This window comes from Cupriavidus sp. 01L45, from assembly GCF_056399885.1.
In genome coordinates, this window is the sequence record NZ_JBFTSG010000101.1 from 4213 (window position 1) to 20203 (window position 15991).

Here is a 15991-nt window from a genome sequence, read left to right on the forward strand (position 1 = left end):
GGCCTGCGCAGGGCGTAGCCCGAAGCGGGCCTGCCAGCCAGTCGACACTACCGACCGACAAACGGCGAACCAGGGGGCTCCTGCGTTATGTGCCGATGCCTTGTCCATAGTCGGGAGCTAACCAGTGCTTCGAAAGGAGCCTGCCATGGTCGTTCGCAACACCCTTTTGTCAAATGGGCAAAGAAGCGTCTTGCTGCTGGATGACGCTGGCGGACCTGTCCAGGTCGTCAATGACTACCTGCGACACCTTGCGGCGCGAAACTGTTCACCAAATACGCTGATTGCCTATGCCCACGATCTGCAACACCTGTGGCGCTTCCTCACGCAACAGCGACTGAAGTGGCAAGAGTTTAGGGTGTGGCATACCGTCGAACTTCTTGGTTATCTGAGATCGCTACGGATTCCATTGTCGCCTCGCCGGCGTTCGATCGCCGAGGCGCTGACGATCGACGGAAGGGCAATGGCGCAATTGGCCCCGGCCACTGTCAACCGGATACTTGCAGCCGTCTCGTCGTTCTATGATTTCGCAATTCTCTCGGCCCAACTGGACAGCGCTAACCCGCTTGAGAAGACGCTTGATCACCAACAGCAGCGCGTGACCAGTAGGCATCGACCATTCATGGACGGCGTGAGCCGTCAAAGGCCGTTGCGCAGGCGGGTGTCCGTAAAGACCGTGGACCGGTTGCCTCGCCCGATGTCCGATGAACAGATCGACGCGCTCTTCGGGGAGCTTCATTGCCAGCGTGACCGGGCAATTCTGCGATTGATGCTGGATGGTGGGTTACGACCAGGAGAAGCGTTGGGCCTGCATTTGGAAGACGTTCGGTACGGCCAGCGTCGCGTCATGGTGCGATATCGCAATGATCATCCGAAGGGCGTACGGGCTAAGTCTCGCTTCGAACGCGTTGTTGATCTGCACGATCCCACCACGCTGGAAATTGTGAACATGTACGTCATGACCGAAAGGCCGAACGACGGAGACAGTCCCTTCGTATTTCTCATCGGTGGCGCCGGGAGACGCCGGCTCGAACCACCCGGCTATCCTGCCTTGTTCAAGCTGTTTATCAGGGCCTGTGAGCGAGCCAAAATTCGGGAGCCATGGGTAACGCCGCACAGCCTGCGCCACACCCATGCCACCCGTATGTGGGAGGCGGGGATGCGTGAGCTGACGCTCCAGAAGCGGCTCGGCCATGCATCCCCAGAGTCGACGCGCATCTACACCCGCATCTCCGATCGACAGGTCGTCGCCGATTATCGACAAGCGCTGGGCCTTGATGATGTCGCACCGGTGAGCGGCGTTCCGGTGACCACCTGAGCGATCTAGGATGATCGATGCCGCGACCAACAAACGTTGCAGCGAAACCGCTCGATACACCACATCGAGCTTGTTCGTATTGCTCCGAGTCTGAATATGCAGAGTTTGCCAATGCGCTGCCCGGGTCTCCCACCCGATGCCGCCGCAGGCTTAATGATATGCGCCGCTTCGTACGTCGCTGGCCAGACCTTCGAGCCTGGTTTGCGGAGCCCCTTGCCGTCCGTGTCGGCAGTGTGCCTGCGAGAAGGCAGTATGGGCTTAATGCCGAAATTTCCCACACCGGACGGCCGTTTCTTCTGTTCCTGGGGCTTCGCGGCTTGTTGCAGTTCGACTATCCATGGCTCTTCGCCAGCAGCCCACTGTACGTTCCGGAGATGGCGCGAGAAATGGGGCTGGATCTGGGCATCGACGCCCTTCGGAGTGATGCTCAGCGACTGGGTTTTGGCAAGCTTGGGTTCGACGCGACGTTGCGCTGGACCGTGAGCCGGGTGATATTGCACACCGGGTGCATCGACGCCTCCACGTTCGGCGGTGAGCATGTGCACGGACTTCGCGCAGGGATCGCGGCGTTCCTTGCCAGTCGCGACCTGCACGAGTTCTATCCGAGCGCCTCAGGCAACTTCGAGGCGTTTCGCAAGAGCTGGACATTGCGTGTGAATCAGCTTGAGTTGCTGCTGTTCCATCGAGGACAACTGGATGCACAGCCGAAGAAAGTCATGCGCAGCATTAAGGAACGAAAGCCCGTTGTGCCGCGCATGCAGGACGTGGTGGACCGCTGGCTCGTGGCGCGTAGCGCGACGGATCGTCCGCTAAGCGTGCAGAAGTTCGAGCTCGCGCTATATCGATTTATGGTGTGGCTGAACAATGAGCGGCCGGCGGTGGAGAGCTTTGCGCAGGTCACGCGAGACGACGTCCTGGAATATCTGGTGGCATTATCAACGCAGCCGAGCCCGCGAACGGGGCAGCCCTTGGGCACACTGGCTCGACGCGCGCATGTTTCCGCGCTGTCACAATTCTTTCGTAACACAGCCGCGTGGGAGTGGGATGACACCCCGGGGAGACCGTTGCTCGGCATCGGGGATCTGCCAAAGATGCCGGTACGAGTGCCACGATTCATTCCAGCAGATGAGCTTGCGCGTCTGATGGTTGCCGTCGGAAATCTGGAGTGTCCGTATCAACGTACTGCGTTGCTCATCGCTCGATGGACCGGGGCTAGAAAGGGAGAGATCCAGCGACTGTCCGTCGATTGCCTTGATAGCTATCCTGACGGCACGGCCCGTCTGCGCCTGCCAGCGGGCAAGACCTACCGGGAACGCGTCGTGCCGTTGCATGAAGAAGCGGCAATTGAACTGAGGAAGTTGATCGCAGCACGGACTCAGGGACGCGAGCGTGCACTGACCGATGAACTGACGGGAACGCCAACGCGATACGTGTTCATGGCACACGGCAGACTGCTCTCATGCGCATACCTCTTCCAGGCTTCGTTGAAACGCGCCTGCGAAGTCGCCGGCACTGTCGACGAGAATGGGCGTCGGACCATTAGTCCTCATCGCTTCCGTCACACGGTCGGTACGCAACTGGCCGAACGCGGAGCGAAGCTGCATACGATCATGAGCATACTGGGGCATCGCAGTGCATCGATGTCGCTTGTCTATGCACAGATCAGTGATCGCGAGGTGTTGCGCGACTACAAGTCCGTTCTGAAACCCGGGGCGATCCTTGCAGGTCCCGCGGCGGAGCAACTCCGCAGCGGCACCTTGCCAAGGTCCTCCGTAGACTGGCTAAAGTGCAACTTCTTCAAGACCGAACTGGAACTCGGTCACTGCTTGCGGTTACCGGCCGAGGGGCCGTGCGAGTGCGATATGTACTTGACGTGCGCCAAGTTCGTGACGACCCCGGCATACGTGCCACGACTGCGCGAGCGTCGGAAGCTTGAACTAACGCTGGCCACGGATGCGCAGGCTCGCGGTTGGCCCAAGGAACGAGAACGGCATCTTTCCATCGCCGAACGCATCGCGCGACTTCTGATTGATTTGGGAGAGCCAGGGCACGGCTCAGACTGACGCTGCGCCGATTGGAAGGGAAGTCGAATGATTGGCCAAAAATGCGATTTGTCCATATAAATACCGATTTCGCAATGGCGTTGGCCAGGCTACTTGGGTTCGACCTGTGTCCCCGATTGCGAGAGCTCAAGCAGCGTCGTCTCTTCGTACCTCGCGGCGTTGCTGTTCCCGATGAGATCGCCTCCGTGTGTCTCGCCAACGTGGACTTGGCTGCGATCGAGGCGCAATGGGACCCTTTGGTGCACCTGACGGCGTCGGTGATGTCGGGACACGCAAGCGCCGTGGCGGCCCTAGCGCGATTTGGCTCGGCCGCGCGGGGCGACCCTATCTATGACGCCGGCGTGCAGCTAGGTAAGCTGCTGCGCACCGCGTTCCTTGCCGACTACTTCGTCAATGCCGGGTTCCGGCGTGAGCTGTTACGCGTGCTTAATCGCGGCGAGGCGGTCAACTCGCTAAAGCGGGCGATCTATACAGGCCGAGTCGCACCCACGCAGGCTAGGCGCGCCGACGAGATGCAGGCCGTCGCCGACGCGCTAAGCTTGCTGGCTAACATCGTGATGGCGTGGAATACCGGTCAGATGCAGACAGTGCTCGATCGGCAAGTGAAACGACGGCAGCCCGTGCCACCCGAGTCGTTCGGGCGAATCGCCCCAACACGGCTAGAGGGCATCAATCTCCGGGGCGTCTTCCGCTTCCCAGTTGAGCGCTACGTCGGACAACTACTGCCGTCACAAACTGCACCCAAAACAAGCGCTGCGGGCTGAAATCGAGCTCGCAATGACGCCGTTTGCGGTTGATCGATGGCCAAACAGAAATCCTCTATTAATCAATAGCTTACGATGGCCCGTCCGCGCTGATGCTGGGCTTGCGAACCGTCGCAAATTGCACCGAAATCAAAGCTACCCCGCGATTACCCACAATTTTTGGCGAGCTCGAACCCGAGCTGAATATAGATGAGTCTTCGTAAGCCTCGCCAGATCACGGTATTGCCTGGTGGGGGATCGTTAGCGCGTGCGAGATAGCCGCCCAATTGGGCGAGTTTGATGATGTACCGGGTAAGAGGTTCGGCAGTTGATGTCTTCGCGGTATCTTTGACCAACTGATCGAGCCGCTCCATTTCTGGCGGCGTTAATCCGATTTCTGCCGGTAGACGCGGGGTGGCTCGATGCACCATCGTCAGCCAGAAGATACGCCAACTCACAACACAGAATACGGCGATCAGATTGGCCAGGCGGTCGGCGGTACGCAACATGGAGTCCTCTGCCTTGCAGCCGGACTTCAGGATCTTGTGGAACACTTCAATTTTCCATCGTAGCGCGTACCAGTCCAGCTTCTCGACAGCTTGCCTGCGGGTGGTCACCGGCAAATTTGTGATCAGCTTCCACTCTATGCGCTTTCTTCCTGCAGGTGCGCCTCGTTCAATAGCATGGATCACCGTTAAGCGCAAAGCTGGGTAACGTCGTTGCTTCCCAATCGGAGGCAACACTGCTATGCGCCGATATCGTAGCTCCAGTTCCGCCTGATGAGCCTTGCCAGTTTGGTCCCGGACTGTAATCCGATGTACGCCTTTAACCTGAACCTCATCCATCTCGTTTGCGATCGTGTGGCTCCCATCCCCAGCAAGCCGGTCAACGCAGGTACGAACCAAGAAGTTTGTTTGAAGCTCTTCGGAAAGGCAGAAGAGTTCGTAAATATCGCTCTCACGATCGCCAACGTGAACGCACCGTTGCGGTTGTTCAAGCAGTGCCGTTGATTGCCGTAGATTCTCGAGCCACCGGTAGCTCTCCTTTTCTTCGATCGGCACGCGTGTCGGATTGATCTTGCGCTTGAGCGCGTTGCATCCTTTGAATTTCTTCCGCGTCCAGAATTTGACAGCGGCAAGACCCAATGGGACTCCTTGTGTGGTGACCGCAAGACTAGAATGCATCAGAATCCCACAGACCGTATGCATCGAACTTCGGCCCGAATCGTCCTTGCGGGTTGCGACTTTGTGCGTCGAGCCAATCAGCTCTGGCCGCTCTCGTTTGTATGAGAATTCGGTCGTATCCTGCAATATCAGGACATGACCTTGCGATGCGGTGAAGCGGCTTCGGGTTGCTTCGAAGTGTCCTCTCAGAATATCCTGTTCACTGACCTTCGGATTGGAGAAGAACCTATACGCTGCCTTCGTGTTGCACCAGTCCTGAAAGGCCATCGGAATGCTTTGCCCCATACAGGACCACAAACGTTCAAGAACCAACCGGAATCTCTTTCCCAATCGCTCGTCGCGGAATTGACTTCGTCTAGTCTCTTCATCCAGCCACGCATTGGTTTTCAACTCCATGGCCCCATTGCCTTTGTCGCCTCCGTTCGCCATCTCTCGTTGTTGTCGAATGTACACGCAACAACGTTAACAGAATGGCTCTCTCGTTAACAGAGGCAATCGACCAAATATTTGTGGGTAATCGCAAGATTCCTGAAACGCCTACGCAACGAAGGGCACGAAAATCAGAAATCAGCGGAACGACCCCAGTAGGATAGATGCAGAATCTCCTGAAAGGCCTGTCTTTATCACCAAACTCAAATATCGGTACGCGATGCAAAAAGTAGCGCGGTACGGCTGAACGCAAAAGATGTTCGCTTTTGCTGAGATCGCTTGACCATGACCGCGAACGTCAAATGCGTATCCCAAGGTCCCAAGGAAAGCCTTCGATGTTCGAAGTGCTGGACACTACAGCCCAGTTGATCTTGATTTCTTGCGGTTGACTGATGAGTTCATCCTTCTCCTTATCCCATTCGAAGTCAACGGAAAGTAGAGGCCCTGGGATATGAGGACTTAGCACACCGAAGGCAATGTAATGCCAGGCCCCTCTTGGTCCTTCTCTTCCGGTAATCCGCAGTTCACTATGGCGCAAGGAATCATTGAACTCCAGAGACAGATGATCTGCGGCCAATAGATCTCTAAGTGTCATTTTCCCGAGGGGCGGGCAGTCAAAGTGCCAGGCTGGAAATTCGAATGTCGTTTCTGGATCGACAAGTGCGACAGCGATGCTTTCGACCGAATCGTTCGCGCTAAAGCTCAGTGAGACCAGAGAATCGGAGAATCTGTATCCCCACCACCTTTCTCCCACTCTCGTGGGCGCACCTAGTTGCTGCTGTACCCACTGCGCGGGGGCGCCAAGCTCGATCGCTGTGAAGATGTTCTCCGGCGTCATCCGTCGTTCAATACGTACGCGCGGCCTTTCTAGCTTTGATCGGAGAGAACGGATTCCGCGAGAACCTATCGCGAGCCACAAAAGCGTGAGGCCGCCCAAAAATCCACCTATCGCATTTACAAAGATGTCCTTGAACGGGATCAGCGATACAAGTTCAGTCATATTGACAGCCACGGTCATTGGAATAGCCGGTTGGGTCGAACGCATTTGAAACTGGTGCCGTCGGATTTTACTCCAATGAAGCCGATCCCCCGTCTTTGTGCCGAAGATCAGGTGAGATTTGGGGGCTCAAGGTCCCGTCGTCGCTCCTGCGTTTGCGATGCTTGGGGAGGTGGCTTGAAGTGGATCGAGCGTCGGGTCAACGCCGACGAATTCCCTGGGCTGACAGCACTGGGTCGTACGTCTCTTAGGGTTGTGGAAGCCGCCTTTCACATTTGACAATGGAATGGCAGCTACTGGCCGTCAACGGTCCTTCGCGGGCGCATTGAACCCCTGCGGCGCACGGCCAGGCCAACGAATTCCGGTTTCCTACAGCAGGACATTCGATTTAGGAAGCCTCCGGGTCAATGGCCGTCAATGCATTATCCATGGTGAAGCGCTTGGATAACCCGGGGTACGCCCTTGTTAATGTGATTTATAAGGCACATAATGACTATTATGTTAAATTATTAACTTGTTAACTAGTTGGTGCTCATGGAACGTTTGGACTGCTTGCCACCAATGACCTAAGCGTTAGCGCCGCGTGTACCTCGGCGTGCGTGAGAGGTAAGTCAGGAGGATTTGCCGGGCCCTGCCCGGCGTGGGTCAGCGGCTGACCGCGCGATGGACCGCGAGCGCCGCGGCCACCATGGCCTCGGCGGATTCCAGCGCGCGCGCCGGATCGTCGCGCTTGCGCACCCTGGCGGCGCTGGTCGCGCGCGCGGCGCCATCTGGGCTGGTGGAGAACTTCACCACAGTCAGCCCCTTGGCCGGGTTGATATAGATTTTCTGCCCAAAGCGTCCGCTGGCCTCGATGCTGCCGTCGCCGTCGTTGCGCTGGAACCAGTAGTTGCGATAGCTGTAGCCGTCGCGGCCCGGCATGGTGTTGCCGCGCGCAAAGCGGGCCTGGTTACCGGCCGGCTGCAGAGCGATACGCACCGCCGCCGGCGAGACCCCGCCCGAGGCATCGCCCCCCGCCGCCCGGCGCACCGCCTCGGCAAAGCGGGCAGCGTCGCGCAGCGTGGAATTCATGCCGCCGCTGGCCATTTCCGTGCCCTGCCGGTCCACCTGGGTGTAGGCATCATCATCGGCAAAGCGCGACCACAGCCGCTCAGTTATCAGTTGCGCCCAGCTCTTGCCGGTGATGCGCCGCAGCGCCCATGCCACCGCTTCCGGCGAGCCGTTCTGGTAGTACCAGATGCCGCCCCCCTCGCCCGCATCGCGCCCGCCGGTGGCGTGAACGACCTTGAGGAAGTCATAGATAGTGTCGGGCGCATCCGCCTTGCGCGGCATGATCCCCACCGCCCCGAACAGTCCCAGGTCCGGTGGCAGCGCCTCCGGGTAGCCCACCGGCACCTCCATGTCCAGGTTCTGCTGCACCGTAGCCTCGCCGAACGGATTGCCGGCCAGTTCCGGCACATACTGCGCCAGCCGGGCCTGCGGATCGAGCTTGCCCTCCTCGATCAGCATGGCGGCCAGCAGGCCGGTGACGGACTTGGTCATCGAAGCCCAGATATGCGGCTGGTAGGGCCCAAAGCCCGCAAGGTAGCGCTCATACACGACCTTGCCCTGGTGCAGCACGATAAAGCCATCGGTATGCGTGTCGCGCAGGTAGTCGGCCAGCCGGACGGTATTGCCCGCTATGGCAAACGTGGTGGCGTCCAGCTCCGTGCCCGGTTGACCCGACAGGACCAGCGGCTGATTGGCATGCCGGATGCCCACCGTTGACGACATCTCGCGCGCATGCCGGAACGCCCAGCGCATATACGGCGGGCGCAGGCCGTTGCCGCGGCTGATTTGCCTGTCGGGTGGCGGCGGAAAGCCCTGCATGACTTCGTCCTCGGCAACGGCCGAAGGCTGGCCGGTACCTTGCGCCATCGACACGCTCATCGGCGTCACCAGCAGCGCCACGGCTAACCACACTCGACTGCGTACGAATTCCGTCCTGCGCGATGCCGATTGCGCTTGCATGCTGTCTCCCTTCTTGTCGAAGCGGCTGCACAACGCTGCGCCGCCTTATGTGCATGAGGTGCGAGCCTGCACGGTGCAGGCCGCGGGCGCCATGTTGCAGGAGGGGAACCAGGACCACAATGATGTATTCGGAATAGAGTCATAACCCGGCGGAATGTCGTGCAGTGACCGCAGCTGCTTTCGATTGCCGCCCGGTCCTTACCCTGAACCTTCCTCCCAGGGGTTCTCTTGATTTCTATGCAGTTTACCGGGGTAGACACCCCAGGCAATCGTGCGGTTTTTCGGGCGATATCTCGCTAAAACCACAATCAAATCAGTCACTTGCCGTCCGGCCCTTTCCTTGGGCCCTGCGGTACTTGTACGCCACAGTTGGGGGGTGGGCTGAGTACGGCGGCGCTTCGAGGCCGGTTTGGTCGGATAATTACGGCTGCCCGGCCTAGCGGCAATGAGACTGGGAAGCAACGTGGCTGCCGAAGAAGTGCTGTATTGAGCCGTCTCCGCGATCGAAAACGGCAAACAGCAACCTATTGATTTAAGGCGGTGTTTTCTCGGCACCCACCCGGGAACCCGCATGAATGCTTAGGGTGTCTACCCCGGTAAACTGCATAGAAATCAAAGGGACCCCCAGAAGGCGTACGGCGCCGTCGCGGGCTGACCGCCGGTGCGCCACGCTCGCTCCTGTCGCTTTCGGTACCGCTATTGCTTTGCGTCTACCTGCGTCTGAGCGATGCCCACCCATCGTTTGACGCGAGCTCGCAGCCGGCCCTTTGCCGCGGTGTCGATCGGCATCTTATCGACCATCGATACGGCCATGTCTGCCTCCACGTAGCCGTGCACCAGCAGCGCCACGTTGAAGTCTCGGTCTTTGTCACGGTTCGCGACGGCCTTGGCCATGAACAGATCGATGGCGCTCAGGCAGTATCCGATGCGGCTATTCGTAGCATCGTTCTGGATCTTATCGACTCGCCCCAACCATCCGTCAGGCAATACCGCGGTGTCTGGTCCGACGCCTTGCGCGTAGTAGCCATTCGTCTCGTGGAATTGAGAGCCCTCGCCGATCGAGCCATCGATATCATCCGCCTTCTCGTGAGCATGGAGCGGATAGATGTCGGCCTCCGCCGACGCGGTGAAGACCTCGGGCGGATATGGATGCCCGCCAAGAAGGGACTGGCTGCCGACGATGACGAACTCGTACTCGTCGGTGATAACGCCCGACGCGCGAATGATGTGCTCGAGATCCTCCCGCTTCATTGTGGTTCTCCACCGGACTCATCTTCGGGCACGTCGCCGATCACCACGCCCTTCTTGAGCGCCTGAACCTGAGAAATCACCTCGCGGCGGACCTCCTCTGGCAGCACGGTTGGCAACGGTGACGCCTGCCTGAGCTCCTGCGCGCGCTTCGTGCGCCCCAGCGCCCTGCGCCACGCTTTATTGGCCAGGATGTGCTCCCATTCAAGCCAGAGAGAATCTGAACGAGACGGACCCTTTGCGCGCCAGGCCGCGAGCGTGTTGAGTGCACGCTGACGGAGTTCGGGATCCTCGCGCAACAACCGAAATGCCCTTTCGTGAAGCGCCATGCTCTGCAGATCCTGGGCCTGGTGAAGCGCCGAATCCGCCCTCACCGTCACCTGAACCTGCGGGCGGCCGCGGTGCGTGTTCGACCCCGCGGAGTTCGGTGGCGCTGGCTGGAATGTGTCGGACACCAACAAAGCGAGGTCACCCGCGACACCGAGAGCCGACATGACGCGGAGTAAGGTGCCGATCGACGGCGTCGGATCGCCAGCTTCGACAGATGCGAGCGTGGTTCGCGAGATGCCTACCTGCTCAGCCAACTGACTCGCCGTCAGCCGCTTAGACTTGCGGAGGCGCCGGAGCCGATCGCCCAGCGTCAAAAGCAACTGGCGCTCGATGAGAGGGTTCGTTTCTTGGCAATGGATCATATGTTCAGTAGACTAGGCAAAAAGCTGCATTTTGTCCAGTATGTTGAACATATGATGGGTGGCGCCTTCTTCGCCTCGCAGCTAGGGGTCATCGTACTTTTGGTGCGAAATCTGGCGCTAGCAAGCCGGGATGCCGCTTGCGGCAAGGCTTTCCAGGTTACTTGGCGCCGCGTACCCGCCGATCTCACAGGTAACTGATTCCAAAGGGTTTTCAGGGCAGAACCGCCAGATTTCGCATCAAAAGTACGATAACCCCGATGCCCGGTAGCAGCGAGCGCTGCTTCGCCTGCCCACGGTAGAGCACCGTATTGGGAATCAGGGCGGACAGCGCCGTCGTATGTTCGATGTAGTTGCCCACCGATTCGACGATCACGACGTTCAAATGAGGAGTGCTCTTCATTGGCATGTGCCCTCGAGATTCAGTTCCGGAATTCGCGGAGATCCTGCTCACGAACGAAGAACAGGTTTTCGCGCGCCCGTGAGCAAGCCACATACAGTTTGTTGCGGGTCTGCGGCGGAAGGTCCTGCAGGCCGCCGGTGCGTAGACGCGCCCATGCGTCTGTGCCGAGCACGACACAGACGTCGCGAAAATGGTCCATGCCCTTGCTGGCCCCCCAATTGTTGGAGAAGCAGCCATACCGGGTGTGACTGCTGTAAAACAGTTTGACGATGGCAGGATCCCGGTACAGGTCTTTCGCGACCGCCGCTTGCTCCACAACCGACAGATCGGAGCCCCGCACGTCATGCGCATGCATGTCGATCTGCAAGTGTTCGCGGATGAAATCACAGACGGTCGTGCTGCACCGGCGACTCGCACGCAGGGATTGCCGATCCACGGTGAGGCCCTGGGCGGAAAAGCGTTGCGCATAGGCGCCAAAATCGTCGTGCAGCGTCCGGTTCACCGAACCGTCACGACTGGTATCAAACGTGTGCTGAAAGAAGTCGCCGACCAGCAGCACATCTGTGTTCGCCCGGCATAGCCAGGTCAGAAGATTGAAATCATGGCCGCCAAAGTCCTGCACTTCATCCACGAAGACCCGGTCGAAGTATCGTTCGACGCGTCCCAAAATGGCCGGCAGGCATCCTTTTACCTCCAGCAACTTGGCGAGCCGGTTGTGATAGAGACGGCGACTTCCATCCAGGTAGCGTGCGTCCTGAGTCAACGGGAGCCTGGAAGTCTGGGCGGGTGGCTGTCGAAAATTCATGCCTCGGCTGCCCAGACGCATCTGCAGCAGCGGCCGGTAGCAGAAATTGTGCAGAAACGCGAAGTAGGTGCAGACCACAATGTTCGGTGGCATGTAGCCGAACTTTCGCAGCACGCGCGACCGAAGGTGGGTGAAGTTGTTCTCGGTGTAGGTAATCAGCAGTACCCGGCGCTCCAGATTGAGTTCATCGATCAAACGGGTCGTCTTGCCGGAGCCCGCGACCGCGAAAATCACCCTCTTATCCACTGCACAGCCTCTTCGATGTAGCGCGGGACAACCAGGGTACGCTGACTGGTGAGCAAGCTCAAGGCTGCATCGGTCTTGTTGGCCAGCATGTATTGCAGGGGGGTCAGCGTGCGCCTGCCACCCGCAAAGAGGGCCTCGCAAACTGCTGCGTTGCAGTCATGCAAGCCCACCTCGAACGTATATTTGGCATCGTCGGCGTCGGCGAACACCCTACCCGCGTCATAGATATGGCCGGCGAAATTGTCCACACAGTTAGCCTGGAAGTTGCCATCGTTGTCCCGAATGGCGGCGGTCCGGATACCCAGCAGCTTGCCCAACTCCAGATAGCGCTTGAAGCTCGTTCCGCCAATCGCCATCACGTGCACATCATCCTGTTCCGGCGACGCCCCTCCCGACGCGGCCCGGTACAGCGCATCGAAAAGGATGAATTCCGCGTCGCCCTCCACCAGAATCACGCGTCGGGACAGCGCGAACTCCAGGACATTGTTGTCGGGGGCCTTGATAAAAAAGTTGGCCGTCTCCTCACTGAGCGCATGCAAGCTCGAAGCTTGGTTCCGGATGCCCAGCAACTGCGCGTGCCGCAGATCCAGCCGCGACGCAATATGGCTACTGTGCGTGGCCACAAACAGTTGCGTCTGGGCCGCATCCTCGAGGCTCCGGACGAGCCGCCGCATGCCCGTGTGACTCAGATGGTTCTCGGGTTCCTCCAGCAGCAACGCATGCAACGATGCGCCGTTATTCCTGTGCCGGCGCAACGCGAATTCGGTCTTCAGGAAGCATTGGCGTCCCTTGCCGCGGTTCTCCAGAGGAATACCGTCCTCCATGATCTGCAGGTCCACCTCCAGGTTTGAACGGTGGCCACTGCGCACGCCGAACTGGTAGTCAGCAAGATCCTGGTTGACAGGTCCCAGATATTCCTTGCGAAAAGTATCCTTCCCGCGGCGATACTGGTTCTCCAAACGGTGCCGCGTCGGAACGTCCGTGTGCACACCGAATACGGCCCGCGTGTACTCCCGAACCGCATGTTCACTGTCGATGCGAGAACTGTCCAGAGACAAATGCCTGACAGGGCGCTTGTAGGCGAGGACCGCCTCCCCGGAGAACGTGTGGAACCGGACTCCGTAGTATTCGTAAGGAAAATTCGGCTCGTCCTGCGCGAGGACTTCGGCGATGGCCTTGCCGTACTCTTCGATCGGCGCGATCTCTAGTCGCAAACCATCGGCTTCGATGCCCTTGGAGTTGTTTTTGCCGTTGAGTTCGAAATTGTCCCCGGCCATCAGCCAGGCTTCAACGTACAACACAGGCAGATGCGCGGGCTTCCGCTCCCGGGCCAGAAAGGCATCGACGGCTGCTTTGCACAACAGGTTCTCCACCCCCACCGTTTCGACTCGCCCCCGGCTCGCGCTGAGAATCAGGTCAAGGGCGAGCAGGACCGTGCTTTTTCCAGCTTCGTTATCGCCGACGAGAATGTTGGTCGTCGTATTGAAATCGAGTTCCAGCGCGTCGAACTTCTTGAAGTTCTGCAGCACAAGCTTCGAGATTACTGTCACACCCACCCCATTTCTAACGCTGATGGCCAATCATCTGAAAATAGCGCCCACTGCGCCTCTGACCTCTTGGTCGGGAAGACGGTGGCCAATATTCGCGGCCTCGCTGGAGTGTCCGCCATGCCGGCCCGGCAACGTACGCCCGGCCGCTACACGACCGCCGCCCAGCAGATTGCAGCGATTATCCATGGGAGCCGATACAGGTGCTATCCGCCGACGGAGGGATGCCGAGCGTTTCGTCAGCGGGGCTGCCTCGGCCCCGTTCCGGGCGCCTGAGCAGCACCCACGCGCCGGGAGTACACCACCGCCCCGTACCGGATCCTTAGCCCTGGCGCTGCACTAGACAATTGCGGATACGTCAGGCCGCAAGAATCAACTGCGCACCCAGTTTGTGGAGCAGATCAAACGTGTTCATCCAGGGCACGCCAAAGTGCTTGCAGAGATTCGGTATCAGGAACTTCTTTTTGACATCGAGGTTGAACGTCTCGTGCGTGACCACCACAGCATTGGTCGCCATCGCCTTCGCAATCAGCCACGGATCCGCACCATGCATGAACTCATCAAGCGCACCAGCCTTCATCGCCGGAGCGCACTTCGCCACCTCGGCAGCAACCAACAAGAAGGCTTGCTGAGTCGCGGCGTCGGACACATCCAGAAACATGCCCGCATTGTCCCTGGCCCATTGCGCCAGGTCGTCGTTGCCACGTTTAAGCTCGTCGGCGACCAATGAGATGCTCGCGACTTCCAGGCTGTCGTTCTGTGCGCGAATCCATTGCCAGAAGCCCGGGCAAAATGCCATCCCGTAATAGCGATTCTTCGCCTCAATGAGCGTGTTGGAGTCGAGCAAATGCTTCATTCGGAAACGCTGTCGCCGTAGGTCCGCAGTTTCGAAGGCTGAATCCCAAGCAACCTAGCAGCGTCACGCAACAACATCTGCCCGCGCATGGCTTCCGCGAGCACGGCTCTGCTAAATCGCGCACTATTCTTCGCACCCGCATTCACATAATAATTGCCGCCCTTTTTTTCCTTGTTGCGGTAGGCCTGCAATTCGTTCAGGTAGTACTCGCTGTAGGCATCGGCAGGAACAAGGCCCAAGTCCGCGGCGCGCCGGGCGACCACGAGCTTGCTAACCCGGAACTGGTCAGCAAGCAACGCCAGTTGGCGCATCCCGTCGTCCACGTCCATCCAGGCTCGACGAAATTCGGCCTCCGGCACCAGGAACTCACCAGCCACGGCATTGCAGAAGACCTCTTCATGCCGAGTAGCCTGCACGGCAACGCTGGAAACGCCGCTGCTGTTGATCCACACATGCGTCAGCTCATGGATCAACGTGAATAGCCGGGCTGCGGGAGCGTCCGCACTGTTGACAAATATGACAGGCGCAACTGGGTCACTGACGGCGAAGCCACGAAACTCCCCGACATCCAACTTGCGGTGTGTATTGCCTCCCACAATGCCGCTGCGCATAATCAGAATGCCTGCAGTCTCGGCCGCACGCACCAACTGCCTGAAGTATTCGTCCTGGCTGGCTCGCGAAGCGTTGTCGGGAATGCCGAGAACCTGTCGCATATCCGCGACCACGGCTTTCACCGGACTTTGGAGCGTGAACCGCCCGACGAACGGCAGGCGCGGTGCATCATGGTCACTGAGGTACTCAACGTACCAATTCTGCTTCCAGAGGACTTCCTTGACGGTATCGATCAACTCGATACTCGGCCGCGCCGGTGGCATACCGCCCTTCGTGCGCAAGTCTGGCAGCGGCAGATTTTCATCCGGCGGCTCTTCCAGAAAGAGAAATCCGAACGGGACATGCGCCAGCGCAGCCCATTTCTGCGCCTGTTTGAACGTGGGCTGACTCTCCCCGGCCTCCCACTCGAAAACCTTTTCGGCTTTCACCGGTAGCCGCTCCGCCAGATCGAACTGCGTCAGCCCGGCGCGAAGCCGGGACCAGGCGAGCAGACGAGGGGAAACGAGAGCATGGCTCATGGCATCGAATGGTAATGCAGGGTATCGCCTACGTCTATTCCCAAAACCCCACTGCTGCGAAGTTCATGGGTGCAGGGCCGCAAGCGTTGTCAGCGCGGTTCTGATCGTGAATCCCGTCGATCCGCCCACGCACTGGCGACTACCGTTATGCCGGCATCAGCAGACCTCCGCTATCCCCAATCCACCCAAGTTAAGCATCAACAATTAGGCATCAACAGGCCTTATAAGCAGCATGTCGATGAGGTTTGTGGCGAGGCGGACGAGGCTTGGCGCGATCCGGCCGCACGCGATGGATACGTGTTGCGATCACGGCCAAGGTCTCATTC

Annotated in this window: 12 protein-coding genes and 1 pseudogene; 3 read left to right on the forward strand and 10 right to left on the reverse strand. The window is 59.1% G+C overall.

Going from position 1 to position 15991, the window contains the following annotated elements; all coding sequences use genetic code 11:
- The first annotated feature begins 145 nt into the window (after positions 1 to 145).
- The 3 genes and pseudogenes from AC1DT6_RS39100 to AC1DT6_RS39110 form a co-directional block, all read left to right on the forward strand.
- Positions 146 to 1315 carry a tyrosine-type recombinase/integrase gene (locus AC1DT6_RS39100; RefSeq protein ID WP_477115513.1) on the forward strand — a complete coding sequence of 390 codons (1170 nt, stop codon included), beginning with the start codon at positions 146 to 148 and terminating at the stop codon, positions 1313 to 1315.
- Between the two features lie 158 nt (positions 1316 to 1473).
- Positions 1474 to 3378: a tyrosine-type recombinase/integrase gene (locus AC1DT6_RS39105; RefSeq protein ID WP_477115514.1), complete on the forward strand. Its 1905-nt coding sequence runs from the start codon at positions 1474 to 1476 to the stop codon at positions 3376 to 3378.
- A gap of 53 nt (positions 3379 to 3431) precedes the next feature.
- A pseudogene (locus AC1DT6_RS39110) lies at positions 3432 to 4142 on the forward strand (Tn3 family transposase); the annotation flags it as partial.
- 146 nt (positions 4143 to 4288) lie between these two features.
- Here the strand turns inward: AC1DT6_RS39110 and AC1DT6_RS39115 are convergent.
- From AC1DT6_RS39115 to AC1DT6_RS39160, 10 genes are all read right to left on the reverse strand, one after another.
- The gene (locus tag AC1DT6_RS39115) at positions 4289 to 5701 is read right to left on the reverse strand and encodes an IS4 family transposase (protein WP_477115515.1); all 1413 of its coding nucleotides are present in this window, start codon (positions 5699 to 5701) and stop codon (positions 4289 to 4291) included.
- A gap of 331 nt (positions 5702 to 6032) precedes the next feature.
- A complete protein-coding gene (locus AC1DT6_RS39120) occupies positions 6033 to 6779 on the reverse strand; it encodes a hypothetical protein (protein WP_477115516.1) in 747 nt (248 codons plus the stop codon).
- 597 nt (positions 6780 to 7376) lie between these two features.
- A complete protein-coding gene (locus tag AC1DT6_RS39125; protein WP_477115517.1) occupies positions 7377 to 8741 on the reverse strand; it encodes a serine hydrolase domain-containing protein in 1365 nt (454 codons plus the stop codon).
- 696 nt (positions 8742 to 9437) lie between these two features.
- Positions 9438 to 9992 (reverse strand): DUF6036 family nucleotidyltransferase, encoded by a 555-nt coding sequence (locus AC1DT6_RS39130; protein WP_477115518.1) that lies wholly within the window; start codon positions 9990 to 9992, stop codon positions 9438 to 9440.
- Positions 9989 to 10681, reverse strand: a complete 693-nt coding sequence (locus AC1DT6_RS39135; protein ID WP_477115519.1) for a helix-turn-helix transcriptional regulator — start codon at positions 10679 to 10681, stop codon at positions 9989 to 9991. The genes AC1DT6_RS39130 and AC1DT6_RS39135 overlap by 4 nt, the downstream gene beginning before the upstream one ends.
- A gap of 211 nt (positions 10682 to 10892) precedes the next feature.
- Entirely contained in the window at positions 10893 to 11081 is a 189-nt protein-coding gene (locus tag AC1DT6_RS39140; protein ID WP_477115520.1) for a hypothetical protein, read from the reverse strand.
- A 19-nt stretch (positions 11082 to 11100) separates the two neighbouring features.
- Positions 11101 to 12120 (reverse strand): DEAD/DEAH box helicase family protein, encoded by a 1020-nt coding sequence (locus AC1DT6_RS39145; protein WP_477115521.1) that lies wholly within the window; start codon positions 12118 to 12120, stop codon positions 11101 to 11103.
- The gene (locus AC1DT6_RS39150) at positions 12117 to 13661 is read right to left on the reverse strand and encodes an ATP-dependent nuclease (RefSeq protein ID WP_477115522.1); all 1545 of its coding nucleotides are present in this window, start codon (positions 13659 to 13661) and stop codon (positions 12117 to 12119) included. Before AC1DT6_RS39150 ends, AC1DT6_RS39145 begins: the two co-directional genes overlap by 4 nt.
- Before the next feature lie 376 nt (positions 13662 to 14037).
- Positions 14038 to 14535 carry a DUF4411 family protein gene (locus AC1DT6_RS39155; protein ID WP_477115523.1) on the reverse strand — a complete coding sequence of 166 codons (498 nt, stop codon included), beginning with the start codon at positions 14533 to 14535 and terminating at the stop codon, positions 14038 to 14040.
- On the reverse strand, positions 14532 to 15665 hold the full coding sequence (locus AC1DT6_RS39160; RefSeq protein WP_477115524.1) for an ImmA/IrrE family metallo-endopeptidase: 1134 nt from the start codon (positions 15663 to 15665) through the stop codon (positions 14532 to 14534). Before AC1DT6_RS39160 ends, AC1DT6_RS39155 begins: the two co-directional genes overlap by 4 nt.
- Positions 15666 to 15991 lie beyond the last annotated feature (326 nt).

What these genes read in the sequence shown, in the direction of transcription:
- AC1DT6_RS39105 (WP_477115514.1), top strand. Translation starts at nt 1,474, where the DNA reads ATGCGCCGCTTCGTACGTCGCTGGCCAGACCTTCGAGCCTGGTTTGCG.
- AC1DT6_RS39125 (WP_477115517.1), bottom strand. Translation starts at nt 8,741, where the DNA reads ATGCAAGCGCAATCGGCATCGCGCAGGACGGAATTCGTACGCAGTCGA.
- AC1DT6_RS39130 (WP_477115518.1), bottom strand. Translation starts at nt 9,992, where the DNA reads ATGAAGCGGGAGGATCTCGAGCACATCATTCGCGCGTCGGGCGTTATC.
- AC1DT6_RS39120 (WP_477115516.1), bottom strand. Translation starts at nt 6,779, where the DNA reads ATGCGTTCGACCCAACCGGCTATTCCAATGACCGTGGCTGTCAATATG.
- AC1DT6_RS39115 (WP_477115515.1), bottom strand. Translation starts at nt 5,701, where the DNA reads ATGGAGTTGAAAACCAATGCGTGGCTGGATGAAGAGACTAGACGAAGT.
- AC1DT6_RS39155 (WP_477115523.1), bottom strand. Translation starts at nt 14,535, where the DNA reads ATGAAGCATTTGCTCGACTCCAACACGCTCATTGAGGCGAAGAATCGC.
- AC1DT6_RS39135 (WP_477115519.1), bottom strand. Translation starts at nt 10,681, where the DNA reads ATGATCCATTGCCAAGAAACGAACCCTCTCATCGAGCGCCAGTTGCTT.
- AC1DT6_RS39100 (WP_477115513.1), top strand. Translation starts at nt 146, where the DNA reads ATGGTCGTTCGCAACACCCTTTTGTCAAATGGGCAAAGAAGCGTCTTG.
- AC1DT6_RS39160 (WP_477115524.1), bottom strand. Translation starts at nt 15,665, where the DNA reads ATGAGCCATGCTCTCGTTTCCCCTCGTCTGCTCGCCTGGTCCCGGCTT.
- AC1DT6_RS39140 (WP_477115520.1), bottom strand. Translation starts at nt 11,081, where the DNA reads ATGAAGAGCACTCCTCATTTGAACGTCGTGATCGTCGAATCGGTGGGC.